We start from the raw sequence: 18736 nt of genomic DNA, 5'->3' as shown, positions 1-18736 counted from the left end.
TCATGTCGAAGCTGACCACCTTTGAGGCCGCCGTGACCCGCATCCCGGACGGAGCCGTGGTGACGGTCTCCTCCTCCTCGGCGCTTGGCTGCCCCGACAAGGTGCTTTGGGCCATGGGCGAGCGTTTCGGCCGAGAAGGGCACCCGCACGGCCTGACCATGCTCCACCCGATCGCCGCCGGCGACATGTACGGGGTCAAGGGTATCGACCACATTGCTCGGGATGGGATGATCTCGACGGTGATCGCCGGGTCCTATCCTTCGGGACCGTCCTCGCTGCCCATGCCCGAGATCTGGCGCATGATCGTCGAGGACCGGGTGGCGGCCTACAATGTGCCCTCGGGCATCCTGTTCGACATGCACCGCGACGTGGCGGCGCGGCGGCCGGGCGTCCTCACCAAGGTCGGGCTCGACACCTTCGTGGACCCGCGCCGCGAAGGCTGTGCGATGAACGGCGCGGGCGCCGCGCGGCCCATTGTCCGGCGGGTCGAACTGGATGGCGAGGAGTGGCTCCACTTCCCCAACATCGCCCCGGACGTCTGCATCCTGCGCGCCACCACCGCGGACGAGCGCGGCAATCTCACCTACGAGCACGAGGGCGCCTACCTGGGCGGGCTGGAGCAGGCCATCGCCACACGCTGCAATGGCGGGCTGGTGATCGCGCAGGTCAAGCGCGTCACCGCGGCCGGCTCCTTGCGTCCCCACGACGTGCGGGTGCCGGGGCATCTCGTGGACCTCGTCGTGGTCGATCCCGACCAGCGCCAGACCACCGAGACGCCGTACGATCCCGCCATTTCGGGCGAGATCATGCGGCCTTGGGGCAGCTTCACCCTGGCCGAGCACGGAGTCGAGAAGGTGATCGCCCGCCGCGCCGCGATGGAACTGCGCGCCGGGCAGACGGCGAACCTGGGCTTCGGCATCTCGGCCATGGTGCCGCGCGTGCTGCTGGAAGAGGGGCTGGCGCAGGACGTGACCTGGGCCATCGAGCAGGGCGCCGTCGGGGGGATGCCTCTCACGGGCTTCGCCTTCGGCTGCGCGTCGAACGCCGATGCCTACGTGCCCTCGCCCCAGCAGTTCACCTACTTCCAGGGTGCTGGCTTCGACATGAGCTTCCTAAGCTTCCTGGAGGTGGATCGGGAGGGAAACGTCAACGTGTCGAAGCTGGGCAAGAAGCCGTACCTGACGGCGGGCTGCGGCGGCTTCGTGGACATCACGGCCCACGCCCGCAAAATCGTCTTCTCGGGCTGGTTCGAGGCCGGGGCCGAGGTGGCGCTGGGGGCGGACGGCGTGAAGGTCCGCAAGCCCGGCAAGTTCGCGAAGATGGTGGACGAGGTGGAGCACGTCACCTTCTCGGGCCGGCGGGCGCGGGCCACGGGGCAGGACGTGATCTACGTCACCGAGCGCTGCGTGATCCGCCTGACGGGTGACGGGCTGGTGGCGACCGAGATCATGCCGGGCATCAAGCCGGAGCGGGACATCGTCGCGGCGTCGCAGGGGCGCGTGACCGTGGCGGGGAACGCCACGACCATGCCGCTGTCGCTCCTCAGCGCGGGATCGATGGGGCTGGTGCTGTGAGCGAGGTTCATCTTCATATCGAGGGCGGGATCGCGGAGATCCGGCTCGACAACCCGGCCAAGATGAACGCGCTGGACGTGGGCATGATCCGGCGGCTGGCCGAGCATTGCGCCTCGATCGAGGCCGATGGGTCCGTGCGAGCGGCGGTGCTGACCTCGGAAGGCGACCGCGCTTTCTGCACTGGAGCCGACATCAAGGCCTGGGGCGAGATCCCGCCGCTGGATTTCGCCCGCGGCTGGGTGCGCGAAGGGCACCGGGTGTTTGATCGGCTGGCGCGGCTGTCGCTGCCCACGGTCGCGGCGCTGCAGGGTCCGGCCTTCGGCGGGGGGCTGGAGTTGGCGTCGACCTGCGACATCCGGGTGATGGCGCCGGGCGCGAAGATCGCGCTGCCCGAGGCGGGCGTCGGCATCGTGCCGGGCTGGTCGGGGACGCAGCGGCTCCTGCGGCTGCTACCCGAGCCGGTGGTGAAGGAGATGGCGCTCTTCGGGCGGCGGCTCGACGCGGAGCGCTGCGTGTCGCTGGGCTTCGCGGCGGAGATCGCGGACGACCCGCGCGCCCGCGCCTTCGAAATCGCTCGGGGACTCGCAACCTTATCGCCGCGCGCCGTGGAGGTGGCCAAGTGGATGATCCACGCCGCCGTGGGCGAAGATCGCGACGCGATGATCGAGGCGCTGGGGGCCGGGATGGTCGGCGCCTCGGACGACCGGGCGGAGGGCGTGGCTGCCTTCCGCGAGAAACGCAAACCCGTCTTTCCGGGGACCTGACATGCTCGATCTCACCCTGATCCCGGCGACCGGGACCGCGCTGCCCCCGCCCTTCGAAGGTCGCCACCTCATCGACGGCGAATGGCGGGCGAGCCGGGACGGGCGGACCTTCGACCGCCTGTCGCCCGCGCATGGAACGCTCGCCAGCCGCTCTGCGCTGGGGTGCGAGGCCGATACCGAGGCCGCTATCGGCGCCGCGCGACGGGCCTTCGACGACGGGCGGTGGAGCCGGCTGTCGGGCAAGGCACGGTCGGCGGTGCTGCTGCGCGTCGCGGACCTGATCGAGGCCAACGTGGAGCGGATCGCCGTCGTCGAGACGCTGGAGTCCGGAAAGCCGATCAGCCAGTCGCGCGGCGAGGTCGGGGGAGCGGCGGACCTGTGGCGCTATGCGGCGGCGCTGGCCCGCACCGTGCAGGGCGACAGCCACAATACGCTCGGCTCGGACATGCTGGGCATGATCCTCAAGGAGCCCATCGGCGTCGTGTCGGTCATCACGCCCTGGAACTTTCCCTTCTGGATCCTGAGCCAGAAGCTGCCCTTCGCGTTGGCGGCCGGATGCACCTGCGTGGTGAAGCCGTCGGAGATGACGCCCTCGACCACCGTGATGATGGGCGAGTTGCTGCTGGAGGCGGGACTGCCGGCCGGCGTGGTCAACATCGTGCTGGGTTACGGGCAGCCGGTGGGCAGCCTCATGTCCACCCATCCCTACGTCGACATGGTGACCTTTACCGGATCGACGGCGGTGGGGAAGGGGATCGTCACGGCGGCCTCGGGAACGCTGAAGAAGGTCGCGCTGGAGCTGGGGGGCAAGAACCCGCAGGCGATCTTCCCCGACGCAGACCTCGACAGCGCGGCGGATGCGGTGACCTTCGGCATCCACTTCAACGTGGGCCAGTGCTGCAATTCCGGGAGCCGCATCCTCGTCCACGAGGATATCGCGCAGGACTTCACGGCGCGGGTGGTGGACTTGTCGAGGCGGGTGGCGTTCGGTGATCCGCTCGATCCGCAGACACAGGTGGGCGCGATCGTGTCCGAGGCCCACCAACGAAAGATCCACGGCTATGTGGAGGCAGCGGCGGGCGCCGGCGCCGAGGTGCGGCTGGGCGGCGGGCCTCTGACGGTGCCGGGGCTCACGGGCCAGTTCTACCAGCCCACAGTGGTCGCGGGCGTCACGCCGTCGATGGCCATCGCGCGCGAGGAGGTCTTTGGGCCGGTCCTGTCCGTCCTGACCTTTCGGACGCTGGACGAGGCGGTCGCGCTTGCCAATGATGCGAGCTACGGCCTCTCGGCGGGGGTGTGGAGCGAGAACGTCCACACCTGCCTCGACTTCGCGCGCCGGGTGCAGGCGGGGACGATCTGGACCAACACCTGGATGGACGGCTTTCCCGAGATGACCTTCGGCGGCTTCAAGCAGTCGGGGCAGGGCCGCGAGATCGGGCGCTACGGGCTGGAGGAGTTCCTGGAGGTCAAGACGGTCGCGATGCGGGTCGGCCGCACGCGCACGCCTTGGGTCAGGACCCGCTGACGGGGAGGTCGGCGGAGAACGAGTTGCGCAGAATAAAAGGGAGGAACCACATGCGTAAGATGAAGACTCTGACAGCGGCGGCCGCGCTGGCCAGCGTGGGTGGCTGGGCCGCCGCGCAGGAGGGCGGGTCGGGCGTCGAGGTCCTGCACTGGTGGACGAGCGGCGGCGAGGCCGCGGCGCTGAACGTGCTCAAGGAGGATCTGTCGGGCCAGAGCATCGGCTGGAACGACATGCCCGTCGCGGGCGGTGGCGGCGAGGCGGCGATGACGGCGCTGCGCGCCCGAGTCACCGCCGGCAACCCGCCGACCGCCGTGCAGATGCTGGGCTTCGACATCCAGGACTGGGCCGCCGAGGGGGCCCTGGGCAACCTCAACGAGGTCGCGGCCGCCGAGGGCTGGGATGCCGTCGTGCCGGCCGCGCTCCAACAGTTCTCCAAGTACGAGGGCAACTGGATCGCCGCCCCGGTAAATGTCCATTCGACCAACTGGGTCTGGGCCAACAAGGCGGTCCTCGACGAGCTCGGGATCGCCCAGCCCACCACCTGGGACGAGCTGGTCGCCGCGATGGAGGCCGTCGAGGCCGCGGGCAAGGTGGCGCTCGCCCATGGCGGGCAGGCCTGGCAGGACGCCACGATCTTCGACGGCGTGGTGCTGTCCACTGGCGGCCCCGAGTTCTACAAGGCCGCCTTCATCGACCTCGATCCCGAGGCTCTGGGCTCGGAGACGATGGTTCAGGCCTTCGATCGCATGTCGCAGCTGCGCGAGTTCGTGGACGACAATTTCTCGGGCCGCGACTGGAACCTCGCCTCGGCCATGGTCGCGAACGGCGAGGCCGCCTTCCAGATCATGGGCGACTGGGCCAAGGGCGAGTTCAAGAACGCGGGGCTCACGCCCGGCGAGGACATCCTCTGCTTCCGCATGCCGGGCACCGAGGGGGCGGTGACCTTCAACTCCGACCAGTTCGCCATGTTCAACGTGACGGACGAGACCGCGGTGACCAACCAGGCGGCGATGGCCTCGGCGATCATGTCGCCCGAGTTCCAGGTGGCCTTCAACACCGTCAAGGGCTCGGTCCCTGCGCGCACGGACGTCGCGGACACCGAGTTCGACGCCTGCGGCAAGCAGGGCATGGCCGACCTCGCGGCGGCGGCTGAGGCGGGGACGCTCATGGGCTCCATGGCTCACGGGCATGCCAACCGCGCCGCGGTGAAGAACGCGATCTACGACGTCGTGACTGCACACTTCAACGGTGAGTACGACAGCCAGACCGCGGCCGAGGAGCTCGTGAACGCCGTCGAAGCGGCGATGTGAGCCCATACCCGGGGACGGCGACCGCGCCGTCCCCTCCACATCCGAGGAGGGGATCATGGCCACCGCGACAGAGGCCGATTTCCGCACGCGCCTGCAGGACTGGCTGCCCAAGCTGGTGCTGTCGCCGTCGCTCGCGGCCATCCTGGTGTTCGTCTACGGCTTCATCGCCTATTCGATCTACCTGAGCTTCACCGATTCCAAGATGATGCCCTCCACCGACTGGGTGGGCTGGGAGAACTACGGCACCCTCTGGGGGCTGAGCCACTGGCACACCGCGCTGGTGAACCTGGCGATCTTCGCCTCGCTCTACATCGTCGCCTGCACCGTCATCGGGCTGGTGCTCGCGATCTTCCTCGACCAGAAGATCCGGGGCGAGGGGATGCTGCGGCCGATTTATCTTTATCCGATGGCGCTCTCGTTCATCGTGACGGGGACCGCCTGGAAATGGTTCCTCGACCCCGGCATCGGGCTCGAGCACACGATGCACCTCTGGGGGTGGGAGAGCTTCAGCTTCGGCTGGATCAAGGACCGCGACATGGCGATCTACACCGTCGTCATCGCCGCCGTCTGGCAGACCTCGGGCTTCGTGATGGCGATGTTCCTGGCGGGCCTGCGGGGGATCGACAACGAGATCCTGAAGGCCGCGCAGATCGACGGGGCGTCGAACTGGAACCTCTACCGGCGGATCGTGATCCCGCTGCTGCGGCCCGCCTTCCTGTCGGCGTTCGTGATCCTGAGCCACCTCGCGATCAAGAGTTACGACCTCGTCATCGCGCTGACCGGCGGCGGCCCCGGGCGCGCGACCGAGCTGCCCGCGACCTTCATGTATTCCTACACCTTCACCCGAAACCAGATGGGCGTGGGCGCGGCCTCGGCGGTCATCATGCTCATGACCATCGCGGCGATCATGGTCCCGTATCTCTACGCCGAGCTGAAGGAGCGCGAGAGATGAGCACGATCTCGCAGGAAGCCGTCGTCGTCCGCCCCGCCGCCCCCGTCCCCAGCCAGGACACCGCCGTCCGCACGAGCCGCGTCGCGCGGACCTTCATCTACCTCGTGCTGCTCCTCTTCGCGCTGTTCTACCTGCTGCCCTTCGCCATCATGGTCATCAACAGCGTGAAGCCCCTGTCCGAGATCACGGGCGGCAACATGCTGGCGCTGCCGCAGGACTGGACGATCGCACCCTGGCTTTCGGCCTGGTCCACCGCGCAGATCGGCGTAGAGCCTACGGGCCTGCGCCCCTACTTCCTGAACTCGATCCTCATGGTCGTGCCCGCCGTGGCGATCTCCACGATCCTCGGCGCGCTGAACGGCTACGTGCTGACCAAGTGGCGGTTCCGGGGCGACACGATCCTCTTCGGGCTCATGCTCTTCGCGTGCTTCATCCCGTTCCAGATCGTGCTGATCCCGATGGCGCGGATGCTGGGTCTCATGGGGCTGGCGGGCTCCACGCCGGGGCTGATCCTCGTGCACGTGGTTTACGGGCTGGGCTTCACCACGCTCTACTTCCGCAACTACTACGCCGCTTTTCCTACCGAGCTGGTGCGCGCCGCTATGATGGACGGGGCGGGGTTCTTCCGCATCTTCTGGCGGATCATGCTGCCGGTGTCGGGGCCGATCGCCGTCGTGTCGGTGATCTGGCAGTTCACCAACATCTGGAACGACTTCCTGTTCGGCGCCTCCTTCGCGGACCTCGACTCCATGCCGATGACCGTGGGGCTCAACAATCTCGTCAACTCCTCGACGGGGGTGAAGGAATACAACGTGCATTTCGCGGGCGCGATCCTGGCGGCGCTGCCCACCCTCCTCGTCTACATCGTCGCGGGCCGGTACTTCGTGCGGGGCCTGATGGCGGGATCCGTGAAAGGCTGACCCGATGGGCTTCCTCGACATCCGCAACGTCACGAAATCCTACGGCTCGGTCGAGGTGCTCCACCGTGTGGACATCTCGGCCGAGGAAGGGGAGTTTCTGGTCCTCGTCGGCCCCTCGGGCTGCGGGAAATCCACGCTCCTCAACATGATCGCGGGGCTGGAGGCCATCTCCTCGGGCGACATCGCGATCAACGGACGCGTGGTGAACGGGGTGCATCCCTCCAAGCGCAACATCGCCATGGTGTTCCAGAGCTACGCGCTTTACCCTAACATGACCGTCGGGCAGAACATCACCTTCGGGCTGGAGATGCACGGGGTGCCCAAGCCCGAGCGGGACAAGGCGCTGGCGCAGGTCGCGAAGCTCCTGCAGATCGACCATCTCCTCGACCGCAAGCCCGCGCAGCTTTCGGGCGGGCAGCGGCAACGGGTCGCGATGGGGCGGGCGCTGGTCCGCAACCCGGACGTCTTCCTCTTCGACGAGCCGCTGTCGAACCTCGATGCCAAGCTGCGCGTCGACATGCGGACCGAGATCAAGAAGCTGCACCAGAGGCTGGGGCGGACCATCGTCTACGTCACCCACGACCAGATCGAGGCGATGACGCTGTCGACCCGCATCGCGGTGATGAACAAGGGCTATGTCCAGCAGTTCGGCACCCCCAAGGAGATCTACGACACGCCGTCGAACCTGTTCGTGGCGTCCTTCATGGGTTCGCCTTCAATGAACCTGATTCCGGCCAAGGTGGCGGTCGAGAACGGCGCACCGCACGTCGTGGTCATGGACGCCGAGGGGCAGGCGCGGCTCCTCCGGCTGTCCCAGCCGGCGCTGTCGGCCTGGTCGGGGCGGGAGATCGTGCTCGGCGTGCGGCCCGAGGCGATCACCGACCCCGAGGGCGCGGATCGCAAGTCGCTGAACGTCCAGCCGCTGAAGAACCGCGTCACCGTCACAGAGCCCGCTGGGTCGGATACCTTTGTGACGACCACGCTGGGTGGCAAGGACATCATTGCCCGGATGCGGGCCGACGCGAGCGTTTCCCCGGGCGAGGTCTTCGACTTCGCCGTCAACATGGACAAGGCCGTGGCCTTCGATCCCGTCACCGAGAACCGTATCGCCTGATGCCGCAACCGGATGTCATCATCATCGGCTCCGGAATGGGCGGGGCCACGCTGGCGGCTGCGCTGGCGCCGACGGGGCGCCGCATCCTGATCCTGGAGCGCGGCCACCGGCTGGAGCATTCGCCCGAGGCGCGCAGCGACGAAGCCATCTTCGGACGCGGCCATTTCCGGCCCCAAGAGGAGTGGCTGGACGGGGAGGGAAAACCGTTCAACCCGGGCAACTACTATCACGCCGGCGGCAACTCCAAATTCTACGGGGCCGTGCTGATCCGCTACCGCCGCGAGGACTTCGCGCCGCTGCGCCACATGGGTGGGACAACGCCGGGCTGGCCGATGAGCTACGACGAGTTGGAGTCCTTCTACCAGGAGGCCGAGCGGATGTTCGAGGTCCGGGGCGCCTTGGGCGAGGACCCGACCGAGCCCCCGCATTCCGGAACCTACCCATATCCGCCCGTGCCCGACGAACCGTCCATCGCGGACCTGCGGGCCCGGTTGAGGCGCGCAGGCGCGCATCCCTCCCCGCTCCCTCTCGGGGTGGATATCGACCACTGGCTTCGGCACGGCCGGACGCCCTGGGACGCATTCCCCGATACCTGCGGCGGCAAGAAGGATGCTGAAACGGTGTCGTTGGCCTACGCGCTCCAGTACCCGAACGTCAGCTTTGTCGAGAACGCACGCGTCCGCCGCCTCCGCGCCGGGGCCGATGGCCGCATCGAAGCCGTCGAATTCGACCGGAACGGCATCCCCGAGACGCTCTCGGCCCCCGTGATCGTGCTGGCGGCGGGAGCGGTGAACTCGGCCGTGCTGCTTCTCGCCTCGGCGGACGAGCGGCACCCCACCGGCCTCGCCAACCGCTCCGACCAGGTCGGCCGGAACTTCATGAACCACAACCTCAGCGCGGTGCTGGGCGTGCACCCGCTTCGGCGCAACGACTCGATCTACCAGAAGACGATCCAGGTGAACGACTGGTACCTGACCGGCGGCCCGAATGGACAGCCGCTCGGCAACATCCAGATGCTGGGCAAGATCTCGGGCACCATTCTCGCCTCGGACACGCCGATCCCGAAACCCATTGCCCGGTGGGTGGCCGACCACTCCGTCCATCTCCTCGCCATGAGCGAGGACCTCCCCAACCCCGAGAGCCGCGTGACGCTGAGGGGCGACCGCATCATGCTGGACTGGAAACGGTCGAACTGGGAGGGGCACCTCGCCCTTGTGGCGAAGATGAAGGCATTGCTGCGGAAGGCGGGTTGGCCCGTGGTGCTGTCCAAAGCCTTCGACCGGCGGACGCCCTCGCACCAGTGCGGGACGGCCCGGATGGGCCGCGACCCCGAGGCGAGCGTCGTGGACCCGTTCTGCCGCACGCATAACCATCCGAACCTTTTCGTCGTCGACGCCTCGGTGTTGCCGACCTCGGCGGCGGTCAATCCGGCGCTCACCATCGCGGCGCTGGCGCTGCGGGCGGGCGCCCACATCGCACAAAGGGACCTCGCGGCATGACGGGCACGGCTCTCATCACCGGCGGCCAGCAGGGCATCGGCTTGGGCATCGCCGGTGCGCTGGCGGACGCGGGCTTCCGCGTGGTCCTCGCCTCGCGGTCCGACCCGGACGCGCCTGCCGTGCGCCAGGCTCTGGAGCGGCTGGGGCCCAACGCTTCCTACTACCGGCATGACCTGTCGGAGGTGGAGGCCATCCCCGCGCTTCTCGACGCCGTGGAGTCCGAGGCGGGGCCGGTGACGGCGCTCGTGCAGAACGCGGGCGTGCCGGCGCGGGTGCGTGGCGACATGCTGGAGATCACGCCCGAGAACTTCGATTTCGTGCTGGACGTGAACCTGCGCGGGGCCTTCTTCCTCGCGCAGGCCGTGGCGCGACGCATGATCGCGCGGCCCGCCGGGCCCTACCGCTCGATCACCTTTGTCACCTCGGTCAGCGCCACGCTTGTGAGCATCGAACGCGCCGAATACTGCATCTCCAAGTCCGGGGCTGCGATGATGGCCAAGTTATTCGCCGTCCGACTCGCCCCCCACAGCATCGGCGTCTTCGAGTTGCGTCCCGGCATCATCGAGACCGGCATGACCGCCGGCGTGAAGGACAAGTACACCGCCCGCATCGAAGGCGGGCTCGTGCCTGCCGGACGCTGGGGCCAGCCATCCGAAATCGGCGAGGTCGTGGTGCCACTCGCGCAGGGGCGCTTCGCCTTCGCCACCGGCGCCGCCATTCCGGTGGACGGCGGCCTCTCCATCCCGAGGCTCTGACATGGGTTACGACTTCATCATCATCGGTGGTGGCTCGGCGGGCTGCGTCCTCGCGGCGCGGCTGTCCGAGAACCCGGCGGCCAAGGTCCTGTTGCTGGAGGCGGGCGGGCGCGACCGCCACCCGTTCTACCACTTGCCCGCGGGCTTCGCGAAGATGACCAAGGGCATCGGAAGCTGGGGCTGGCACACCGTCCCGCAGAAGCACCTGAACGGGCGCGTGCTGAAGTATACCCAAGCCAAGGTGATCGGTGGAGGGTCATCGATCAACGCGCAGATCTACACGCGGGGCAACGCGCTCGATTACGACGAGTGGAGGCAGATGGGCTGCGAAGGCTGGAGCTACGAGGACGTTCTCCCCTATTTCCGCAAGGCCGAGGACAACGATAGTTTCGAGAACCGCTATCATAGCAAGGGCGGTCCCCTGGGCGTGTCCCGCCCTCGCGCGCCACTGCCCATCTGCGACGCCTACTTCGCGGCGGCGGCCGAACTGGGTATTCCGCGCAACCTCGACATGACGGGTGAGCAGCAGGACGGCGTGGGCTATTACCAGCTGACCCAGCGCAACGCGCGGCGCTCCTCGGCGGCGATGGCCTATCTCGGACCTGCGCGGGGCCGGCCCAATCTCACGGTTCGGACGGGCGCGCAGGTCCGCCGCATCGTCGTGGAGAAGGGCCGCGCACAGGGCGTGGAGATGGCCGACGGCACCCGCATCGAGGCGGGGAGGGAGGTGATCCTGTCCTCGGGCGCCATCGGCTCGCCCTGGCTCCTGATGCTCTCAGGGATCGGTCCGGCGAACCACCTGTCCGGGGTGGGCGTGGCCCCGGTCCTCGACCGTCCGGGCGTGGGAGCGAACCTCCAGGACCACCTCGACCTCTTCGTGATCTGCGAGGTCACGGGCCCGCACACCTACGACCGCTACGCCAAGCCGCACTGGTCGGCGTTGGCAGGGCTGCGCTACCTGTTGACCAAGCGGGGACCGGTGGCTTCCAGCCTCTTCGAGACGGGCGGCTTCTGGTACGCCGACCCCGACGCGCGCTCGCCCGACATCCAACTCCACCTGGGCCTGGGCTCGGGCATAGAAGCCGGGGTCGCGGCCATGCCCAACGGAGGCGTCACGCTCAACTCTGCGTATCTTCGGCCCCGTTCGCGCGGGACGGTGCGGCTGGCTTCGGACGATCCGGGTCAGGCGCCGCTGATCAACCCGAACTACTGGGCCGACCCCCACGACCGCGAGATGTCGATCCGGGGGCTGAAGCTCGCGCAGGAGATCATGCGGCAGGCGCCGCTGAAGCCCTATGTCCTGGCCGAGCGGCTGCCCGGTCCCGGGGCGCGGAGCGAGGCCGACTTCATTGACTACGCCTGCCGAAACGCAAAGACAGATCACCACCCGGCGGGCACCTGCCGGATGGGCTCGGACCCCGAGGCTGTCGTGGACCCGCGCCTGCGCCTGAACGGGATCGAGGGGTTGCGCGTTGCCGACGCCTCGATCATGCCGACTGTCGTGTCCTCCAACACTAACGCGCCCACGATCATGATAGGCGAGAAGGCCGCCGACCTGATCCGCGCCGATCATGGGATGTGACCATGCTCAAGACCCTTCCTGCGCTGACCCTGCCCACCGCCGCTGGCACGTTGGAGCCCTACCGCCTCACGGGCGAGCCCTTGGTGGTTCGCGCGCCCCGCGTGCCGCTGACCCGCACGGCCTTCGCCGCCGCCCATGTCGTCTCGGACCCGCTGCGCGAGCGTAATCCCTGGGACACCCGACCCGCCGTGGACTGGGACGCGACGCTGCACTTCCGCGAGGGGCTCTGGGACCAAGGCCTGGGGCTCGCCGAGGCGATGGACACCGCCCAGCGCGGCATGGGCGTGGACTGGCCTACCGCAAGGGAGCTGATCGAGCGCACGATGCGCGCCGCCAAGGCGCACGCCCTCCGTCCATGCGTGGCGAGTGGGGCCGGGACGGACCATGTGCCCTTGCCGGACTTGCGGGATGCCGACGCCATCGTCGCGGCCTATGAGACGCAGATGGAGGCGATCGAGGCGGCAGGAAGCCAGCTTATCCTGATGGCCACCCGCGCGCTGCCGGCCATCGGCGCGGACGGCGCGACCTATGCCGCAGTCTATCGCCGCCTGATCGCGCAGGCCAGGGAGCCCGTCATCCTTCACTGGCTGGGCGACATGTTCGATCCCTTGCTCGCGGGCTACTGGGGCTCGCACGACGTGGCCGAGGCGACCGGGACGGTGCTGGCCATCATCGCGGAGAACCCGTCCAAGGTGGACGGCATCAAGATCAGCCTTCTGGACGAGGCGCACGAGATCGCCTTTCGCGCGCGGCTGCCCGAAGGCGTGCGCCTCTACACGGGCGACGACTTCAACTACGCGCGCCTGATCGCGGGGGACGGGACGCGGCACTCCCACGCGCTCCTCGGCATCTTCGCCGCCATCGCGCCCGCCGCCAGCCAAGCGCTGGAAGCGCTCGCGCAGGGCGACCGCGCCACCTACGACGCGCTCCTCGACCCCACCGTGCCTCTCTCGCGAGAGATATTCCGTGCGCCCACGCGCTTCTACAAGGCCGGTATCGCCTTCCTGGCCTGGCTCAACGGTTACCAGTCTCACTTCATCATGCCGGGGGGCTTCCAGTCCTCCCGCGACATCACACATTATGCCGAGGTGTTTCGGCTTGCCGACCAAGCGCGCCTCCTCGCGAGGCCCGATCGCGCCGAGGCGCGGATGCGCACGCTCCTCGCGCTGCACGGGGTGGAGTGAGCCCATGGCCCGCCGGCCCACGATCATAGACGTGGCGAACTGCGCCGGCGTGTCGAAGTCGACCGTGAGCCTTGTGCTCAAGGAAAGCCCACTCGTGCGCGAGGAGACGCGCGCCCAGGTCCGGCAGGCGATGAACGAGCTGGGCTACGTCTACAACCGTGCGGCCGCGAATTTGCGCAGCACCAACGCCGGCCTCATCGGGCTCGTCATCAACGACCTGCGCAACCCCTTCTTCACCGAGTTCGCCACTTCGGCTCAGATGGCGCTCTCGGGGCGCGGCTACGCGACGGTGGTCGCCAACACCGACGAGGATCCGGGCCTGCAGGCGCAGGTGGTAGGCTCGATGATCGAGCACGGCATCTCGGCCCTGGTCATCTCGCCCACCTACGGGGCCGAGGAGGACACCTTCGGCCCGCTGGCTCGCGCGGGCATCCCGGTGCTGCAGGTCCTGCGCCAGGTCGACCCGTCGGAGCGTTTCCCCTTCGCGTCGCTCGACTACGCCCGGGGCGGGCGCCTCGCGGCCGAGCACCTCCTGAACCTGGGCGCGCGCCGAATCGCTTTCGCGGGCGGCGTTGAAGGCCGGCCCATCACGCTCGAACGGATGGCGGGCTATCTCGACGTGATGCGCGAGCGGGGGCAGGAGCCTCTGCTCCTCGCCGGGCGCAGCTCCCGCGCCTTCGGCCGCGACACCGCCGTCGCCCTATCCGAGGATCGGCCCGAGGTGGACGCCGTGATCTGCTTCAACGACCTCGTGGGGCTCGGGATGTTGTCGGGCTTCCTGTCGGTCGGACGCAGGGTTGGGCGCGATATCCGTATCGTGGGCTTCGACGACATTGAGGAATGCATCATGGCCTATCCGCCGCTGTCCTCCGTGCGCTGCGACATCGCGGGCTTCGGGCGCGGGACCGCCGCGACCCTGCTCGACTGGCTGGAGGAGGGCCGCCGTCCCCCGCCCGAGAGCCGCGCGCCCGTGTCGCTGGTGGCCCGCGCATCTAGCCTCGGCGCATGAGCCGCCCGGCTCCCCGCGCGTTCCTGCGCTCGCTCTTCGATCGCGCGGTCGCCGCGGCCGACCCCATGCGGTCGCTGGCGGCCCACCTTCCGCCCCGTCCCGTGGGACGCGTGGTGGTGGTCGGCGCCGGAAAAGCCTCCGCGCGCATGGCCGAGGCGGTCGAAGCCGCTTGGGGCCCCTGCAATGGGTTGGTCATCACCCGCTACGGCCACGGCCGCCCCCTGCAGGGCATCGAAGTCGTGGAGGCTGCGCATCCCGTGCCGGATGCCGCGGGCGAGGCTGCGACCGCGCGGATGCTGTCTCTGCTGGACGGCTGCGGCGAGGACGATTTTGTGCTGGTCCTGATCTCCGGCGGTGCCTCGTCGCTGCTCGTCGCGCCGGTGCTCGGTCTGAGGCTGTCCGACAAGCAGGCAATCAACGCTGCGCTTCTGGCCTCCGGTGCGCCCATCTCAGCCATGAACACGGTCCGCAAACACCTGAGTCGCGTCAAGGGCGGTCAGCTCGCCGCCGCCGCCCATCCGGCGCGGCTCCTCGCGCTCCTCATCTCGGACGTGCCAGGGGACGACCCCGCAGTGATCGGCTCGGGCCCGACGATAGGCGAGGGTTCCACCCCCGCCGAGGCGCGGGCGATTCTCGATCACTGGGGCGTGGCCGTGCCGGACCCGGTCCGGGCGGCCCTCGCCCGACCCACGGGGGTCGTGCCGCCCGGCGACCCGCGACTCGACCGTACCGAGACACGGGTCATCGCCGCTCCCGCGCAGTCGCTCGCCGCCGCGGCCGCCCTCGCACGCGAGCGTGGCTGCGAGGTGCACGTCCTGGGCGACGCCATCGAGGGCGAAGCGAGCAAGGTGGCGCAGGCCATGGCCACCCAGGCGCTGGCACTGCAGCGGGACCGCGCGTCCGGCGCGCTGCCCATCGTGCTCCTGTCGGGGGGTGAACTCACTGTTACCCGGCGCGGCGACGGAATCGGCGGGCCCAATGCCGAGTTCGCGCTGGCGCTGGCCTTGGCCCTCGATGGTGCTCCTGGCATCCATGCCTTGGCCTGCGACACCGACGGGGTGGACGGCGCGGCCGAGATCGCCGGTTCGATCATCGTTCCCGACACGCTGGCCCGCGCCCGCGCGCAGGGGCTTGACCCGGCCGGGGCGCTCGCCGCCAATGACGCGCACACGTTCTTCGGGCGTTTGGGCGATCAGGTCGTCACCGGCCCTACGCTCACCAACGTCAATGATTTCCGCGCCATCCTGATTACGGGGACCTGACCCATGCTGCTTCATTGCGTCTTCTGCGCCCTACGTCCCGACGCCGAACCGGAGGCGCTCCGGGCGGTTATGGAGGATCTGGCTGCCCTCAGGACCGAGGTCGAGGGCATGCTCGACTTCCGCCACGGCCCGAACCGCGACTACGAGGGCAAGAGTGCCCGTTTCGGCCATGGCTTCGTCATCGCCTTCCGCGACCGCGCCGCGCATCTGGCCTACGACGCGCATCCCCGCCACAAGGACGCGGGTGGCCGCCTCGTCGCTCTCTGTGATGGCGGTCATGAAGGGATCACCGTCTACGACCTGGAAACCGGTCCCGCCGGGCCCTGACCCATGCGCCGGCCCGCGTGGTGTCAGGCCACGGGCCCCGCCGCGTCCCCCCGATTCATCGGCGCTGGAGGCGCCGCACGGGCCGCCGGCAGCAGCGTGATGACGGCGAGGCCCGCGAGCACCAGCGAGGCGCCTGCGACCTTTTGAGCCGTGACCGCCTCGCCCACCACTGCGCTGGCCAGAAGCCACGCCGTCACCGGCTCGGCCAAGGCGAGCGTCACCGCCGTCGAGGCCGCCACGCGGGTGAGGCCCCAGGTGTAGAGCGCATAGGACAGCCCCGTGACGCCCACGCCCAGAAAGCAGATCCAGAACCAGCTCGCCGGCGTGGCCATCCAAACCAGCGGCGTCACGAACAGGACGGGCGCCGTCATGCACGCGGCCACGCCGAAGGTCGCTGCGGCCAGCGTCGCGGGAGGCGCGCGGTGGCCCACCCGGCTCGTGACCATGGAATAGAAGGCGTAGCAGGCCGCCGCCCCCGCCGCGAGAAGGACACCTTCGAGCGAGCCGCCCCCCGTCCCACCCGTGAGAGCCAGAAGCCCGACACCCAGGATGGCGACGGCCTGCCCCAGCAAACGCAGCCAGCCGGGCCTTTCCCGGTTGACGACCACCTCGAAGGCCGTAGCCCAAATCGGCGCGCTGCCGATGGCGATGGCCGTGCCAATGCCCACGCCCGTCTCGGCCACTGCACGGAAGAACAGAAGGTTGTAGCCGCCTATGGCAAGCCCCGCGGGGATCACCCCGGCCCAGGGCAGGCGGGCGAAGCCTTGGCGACCCTCGTGCCGGGCAAGCGCCAGCAGCAGGAGCGTCGCCGCCCCGACCACCAATCGCAGCGCCCCCACGGCCAAGGGTTCACGGCCCTCGGGCAGGAAGGTCTGAACCGTGCCGGTGGTGCCCCATAGGAGCGCAGCGAGAAGAATCGCGCCGATGCCCGGCAGTCTTGACGAACGAAGCATGTCACTCCCCCACGCAGTCTCGGCCGCGACTTATCCGGGAACAGGGCCGCGCTCTTGTCCGGGCGTCCCAGCCTTTGGACCCATCGTCCCGCGGCGCCAAGCCCCCGGCGTGCGGCCGGTCTCTCGGCGCATGGCGCGGGTCAGAGCGGCCTGATCCGAGAAGCCGCAAGCCAGCGCGACCTCGGCTAGGGACAGGCGTGGCTCGGTTATAAGGCCAAGCGCCACCTCCAGCCGGACACGAGTGACGAGCCGGCCCGGCGTCGCCTCCCCTTCATCGGCCAGAAGCCTATAAAGCCCCGATCGGCTGACGCCCGCCTCTCGTGCCAGCCGCGCCACATGCCAGTCCGCCGCAGGATCACGCCGGATGGCCTGGCGCAGGAGGTCGAGCGGCCGAGGTGAGGGCCCAAACCGGCTTAGGGTGCCCGTGAGAAGGCAGGCGAGCGCGGCCCGCTCGTCTTCGCCGATCTCCACCTCCCCCGTGCGCAGGGCCGCAAAGTCGAGCAGGCGCCGCACCCCGGGCGAGGGTGCGAAAAAGCGCCCGTGGCCTAGCCCGTCCCGCACCGCATCAGGCAGCGAGGCCTCGGGCAGGTCAAGGATCAGGGACCGGTTGAAGCTTCGCCCGGCTTGGGCATGGGCCGCACCGGGCGCCACGAAGGCCGAGAGCGCGGGGGACAACCGCGCCCACCGACCTTCGATCTCGATTTCCAATTCGCCGCTCACCGGCAGTACGACCTGCACGAAGTCATGCGCGTGAAGGTCACCGACGCCGTCATAGGAGCGGACATGGAGAGCGGGCAGCATCGGCGACCTCGTCGGGCACGGCATTGGTCCGGCTGGAGGGGCGGTGAGGTCCGTCCTTCCGGATGCCGGACTTGTAGCGCCCCTTGCGTCCGGGCGCACGGGCCCTTGACCCGAACCTTCGGCGCAGAGCCTTGCTTGCCGAACTCCCGCGCAGCCTTGGCGTTCTCTGATCCGGCGGGCCGCCATCGCTCTCCCCTGCCGCCTTGCAATCTCCGGCACGCCTGAAGCGATACCCGTCGCATGGAGCCGAAGAGGGCAGGGGCACTCGAGCTAGGGCCGCGTCGCACTAAGGAGCCGGTCTTGAGCGCAACAATTCCAGTTGCGGCGGCCGGACTCGCCACCGAAGCCCTGCGGCATCCTGACCTGATCCGGACCGGGACAGAAAACTTCACTGGAACTCTCCGGAGGCACCTCCACTTCGTCCGTCAGGATCGCCAGCCCCGCGTCTTGCGCCCGAGCCGGCGGATGGGCGAACTCGCGGCGGCGCTCGCCCATCCGCCGGACGAGCCCGGCGCGGGTCCTCCCGTCGCCGCTGGTCGCCCCCATAGGCCTATCGTCCAGCCAGAGACGTCGTCAACGGCCGAGCAGGCTTGAGGCCACGCCAGGACGATCGGCCAGCATCAAGATGCTGGTACTTTCCATCCCGCGACCTCCTAGCCAAAACCGAGCGTCCGAGCGTCCGAGCGTCCGAGCGTCCAAGCGTCCGGGCGGCCGGCCAGCGGCGGCCTCCGTCGGCCATGATCTCAGCATCAGATATTGCCACGGGCTTGGGCCAACCTCCCGGCCTCCATGGTCCGGCCCAGGCGCCCAGGCGAAATGAGCGCTAGTTCAGGTGGACTCCACCCGATCCTGTGATGGCAGCGGGCCGGAGGGCCGCAGGTTACACAGCATCTGAATGGCGGATCTGCCAAGCCATCAAAGGCACGTGCGCCACTCGGAACTGCCAGTAAGGATGTGGGCCAAAATCTGCCGCCACTTACCAATGTGGCGGGCGGTCGATAGGCACCTCGCGCATTGCCTGCTGCTCCCGCTCGGCCTCGCGCTCCATGAGCATCTGGACGCGGCGCGTGAGGAGGGCGATCTCCCGTTCTTGCCGAGCGATGATGTCGGACATGTCGTCCACGGTGCGGATAAGATGCGCGAGGCGCTCTTCGAGGGGCGTGAGGTCCATGGCGGCAGGACAGCCGACCGCGCGCGCCATGTCC

General features: G+C 69.0%; 17 protein-coding genes. 14 read left to right on the top strand and 3 right to left on the bottom strand.

Features of this window, described 5'->3' with window-relative positions; all coding sequences use genetic code 11:
* The first annotated feature begins 2 nt into the window (after positions 1-2).
* The 14 genes from FHG71_RS00930 to FHG71_RS00865 are packed head-to-tail and all read left to right on the top strand — an operon-like array spanning position 3 to position 15777.
* Positions 3-1574, top strand: coding sequence for an acyl CoA:acetate/3-ketoacid CoA transferase (locus FHG71_RS00930; protein ID WP_139079726.1), 1572 nt, complete (start codon positions 3-5; stop codon positions 1572-1574).
* The gene (locus FHG71_RS00925) at positions 1571-2338 is read left to right on the top strand and encodes an enoyl-CoA hydratase/isomerase family protein (protein WP_139079725.1); all 768 of its coding nucleotides are present in this window, start codon (positions 1571-1573) and stop codon (positions 2336-2338) included. The genes FHG71_RS00930 and FHG71_RS00925 overlap by 4 nt, the downstream gene beginning before the upstream one ends.
* A gap of 1 nt (position 2339) precedes the next feature.
* Positions 2340-3863: an aldehyde dehydrogenase family protein gene (locus FHG71_RS00920; RefSeq protein ID WP_139079724.1), complete on the top strand. Its 1524-nt coding sequence runs from the start codon at positions 2340-2342 to the stop codon at positions 3861-3863.
* Between the two features lie 59 nt (positions 3864-3922).
* A complete protein-coding gene (locus FHG71_RS00915; protein ID WP_139080005.1) occupies positions 3923-5173 on the top strand; it encodes an ABC transporter substrate-binding protein in 1251 nt (416 codons plus the stop codon).
* Between the two features lie 55 nt (positions 5174-5228).
* On the top strand, positions 5229-6125 hold the full coding sequence (locus tag FHG71_RS00910) for a carbohydrate ABC transporter permease (protein WP_139079723.1): 897 nt from the start codon (positions 5229-5231) through the stop codon (positions 6123-6125).
* The gene (locus FHG71_RS00905; protein ID WP_139079722.1) at positions 6122-7045 is read left to right on the top strand and encodes a carbohydrate ABC transporter permease; all 924 of its coding nucleotides are present in this window, start codon (positions 6122-6124) and stop codon (positions 7043-7045) included. The genes FHG71_RS00910 and FHG71_RS00905 overlap by 4 nt, the downstream gene beginning before the upstream one ends.
* A 4-nt stretch (positions 7046-7049) precedes the next feature.
* Positions 7050-8159, top strand: a complete 1110-nt coding sequence (locus FHG71_RS00900; protein WP_139079721.1) for an ABC transporter ATP-binding protein — start codon at positions 7050-7052, stop codon at positions 8157-8159.
* Positions 8159-9658 (top strand): FAD-dependent oxidoreductase, encoded by a 1500-nt coding sequence (locus FHG71_RS00895; RefSeq protein WP_218014000.1) that lies wholly within the window; start codon positions 8159-8161, stop codon positions 9656-9658. The genes FHG71_RS00900 and FHG71_RS00895 overlap by 1 nt, the downstream gene beginning before the upstream one ends.
* Positions 9655-10413 (top strand): 3-ketoacyl-ACP reductase, encoded by a 759-nt coding sequence (locus FHG71_RS00890; RefSeq protein ID WP_139079719.1) that lies wholly within the window; start codon positions 9655-9657, stop codon positions 10411-10413. The genes FHG71_RS00895 and FHG71_RS00890 overlap by 4 nt, the downstream gene beginning before the upstream one ends.
* A gap of 1 nt (position 10414) precedes the next feature.
* Entirely contained in the window at positions 10415-11995 is a 1581-nt protein-coding gene (locus FHG71_RS00885; protein WP_139079718.1) for a GMC family oxidoreductase, read from the top strand.
* Between the two features lie 2 nt (positions 11996-11997).
* Positions 11998-13179, top strand: a complete 1182-nt coding sequence (locus FHG71_RS00880) for a dihydrodipicolinate synthase family protein (protein ID WP_139079717.1) — start codon at positions 11998-12000, stop codon at positions 13177-13179.
* A gap of 4 nt (positions 13180-13183) precedes the next feature.
* Positions 13184-14188, top strand: coding sequence for a LacI family DNA-binding transcriptional regulator (locus tag FHG71_RS00875; RefSeq protein WP_139079716.1), 1005 nt, complete (start codon positions 13184-13186; stop codon positions 14186-14188).
* Entirely contained in the window at positions 14185-15450 is a 1266-nt protein-coding gene (locus tag FHG71_RS00870; RefSeq protein ID WP_139079715.1) for a glycerate kinase type-2 family protein, read from the top strand. Before FHG71_RS00875 ends, FHG71_RS00870 begins: the two co-directional genes overlap by 4 nt.
* Positions 15451-15453: 3 nt before the next feature.
* Positions 15454-15777: a Dabb family protein gene (locus FHG71_RS00865; RefSeq protein WP_139079714.1), complete on the top strand. Its 324-nt coding sequence runs from the start codon at positions 15454-15456 to the stop codon at positions 15775-15777.
* A 23-nt stretch (positions 15778-15800) separates the two neighbouring features.
* On the opposite strand, the gene FHG71_RS00860 is transcribed toward FHG71_RS00865, so the two are convergent.
* The 3 genes from FHG71_RS00860 to FHG71_RS00850 all read right to left on the bottom strand — a co-directional run bounded on the left by FHG71_RS00860 (position 15801) and on the right by FHG71_RS00850 (position 18732).
* Positions 15801-16730 (bottom strand): DMT family transporter, encoded by a 930-nt coding sequence (locus FHG71_RS00860; RefSeq protein WP_139079713.1) that lies wholly within the window; start codon positions 16728-16730, stop codon positions 15801-15803.
* A 30-nt stretch (positions 16731-16760) separates the two neighbouring features.
* A complete protein-coding gene (locus FHG71_RS00855) occupies positions 16761-17531 on the bottom strand; it encodes a helix-turn-helix transcriptional regulator (RefSeq protein ID WP_139079712.1) in 771 nt (256 codons plus the stop codon).
* A gap of 976 nt (positions 17532-18507) precedes the next feature.
* Positions 18508-18732, bottom strand: coding sequence for a SlyX family protein (locus tag FHG71_RS00850; RefSeq protein ID WP_246045287.1), 225 nt, complete (start codon positions 18730-18732; stop codon positions 18508-18510).
* Positions 18733-18736: the final 4 nt, after the last annotated feature.

The organism is Rubellimicrobium roseum, from assembly GCF_006152145.1.
In the GTDB taxonomy this organism is placed as follows: domain Bacteria; phylum Pseudomonadota; class Alphaproteobacteria; order Rhodobacterales; family Rhodobacteraceae; genus Rubellimicrobium; species Rubellimicrobium roseum.
This window is presented reverse-complemented; position numbering and strand designations above follow the sequence as displayed.

Coding starts and splice junctions, on each gene's coding strand:
- FHG71_RS00880 (WP_139079717.1), top strand. CDS start 11,998: ATGCTCAAGACCCTTCCTGCGCTGACCCTGCCCACCGCCGCTGGCACG.
- FHG71_RS00875 (WP_139079716.1), top strand. CDS start 13,184: ATGGCCCGCCGGCCCACGATCATAGACGTGGCGAACTGCGCCGGCGTG.
- FHG71_RS00920 (WP_139079724.1), top strand. CDS start 2,340: ATGCTCGATCTCACCCTGATCCCGGCGACCGGGACCGCGCTGCCCCCG.
- FHG71_RS00865 (WP_139079714.1), top strand. CDS start 15,454: ATGCTGCTTCATTGCGTCTTCTGCGCCCTACGTCCCGACGCCGAACCG.
- FHG71_RS00910 (WP_139079723.1), top strand. CDS start 5,229: ATGGCCACCGCGACAGAGGCCGATTTCCGCACGCGCCTGCAGGACTGG.
- FHG71_RS00895 (WP_218014000.1), top strand. CDS start 8,159: ATGCCGCAACCGGATGTCATCATCATCGGCTCCGGAATGGGCGGGGCC.
- FHG71_RS00870 (WP_139079715.1), top strand. CDS start 14,185: ATGAGCCGCCCGGCTCCCCGCGCGTTCCTGCGCTCGCTCTTCGATCGC.
- FHG71_RS00885 (WP_139079718.1), top strand. CDS start 10,415: ATGGGTTACGACTTCATCATCATCGGTGGTGGCTCGGCGGGCTGCGTC.
- FHG71_RS00855 (WP_139079712.1), bottom strand. CDS start 17,531: ATGCTGCCCGCTCTCCATGTCCGCTCCTATGACGGCGTCGGTGACCTT.
- FHG71_RS00890 (WP_139079719.1), top strand. CDS start 9,655: ATGACGGGCACGGCTCTCATCACCGGCGGCCAGCAGGGCATCGGCTTG.
- FHG71_RS00930 (WP_139079726.1), top strand. CDS start 3: ATGTCGAAGCTGACCACCTTTGAGGCCGCCGTGACCCGCATCCCGGAC.
- FHG71_RS00850 (WP_246045287.1), bottom strand. CDS start 18,732: ATGGCGCGCGCGGTCGGCTGTCCTGCCGCCATGGACCTCACGCCCCTC.
- FHG71_RS00900 (WP_139079721.1), top strand. CDS start 7,050: ATGGGCTTCCTCGACATCCGCAACGTCACGAAATCCTACGGCTCGGTC.
- FHG71_RS00860 (WP_139079713.1), bottom strand. CDS start 16,730: ATGCTTCGTTCGTCAAGACTGCCGGGCATCGGCGCGATTCTTCTCGCT.
- FHG71_RS00905 (WP_139079722.1), top strand. CDS start 6,122: ATGAGCACGATCTCGCAGGAAGCCGTCGTCGTCCGCCCCGCCGCCCCC.
- FHG71_RS00915 (WP_139080005.1), top strand. CDS start 3,923: ATGAAGACTCTGACAGCGGCGGCCGCGCTGGCCAGCGTGGGTGGCTGG.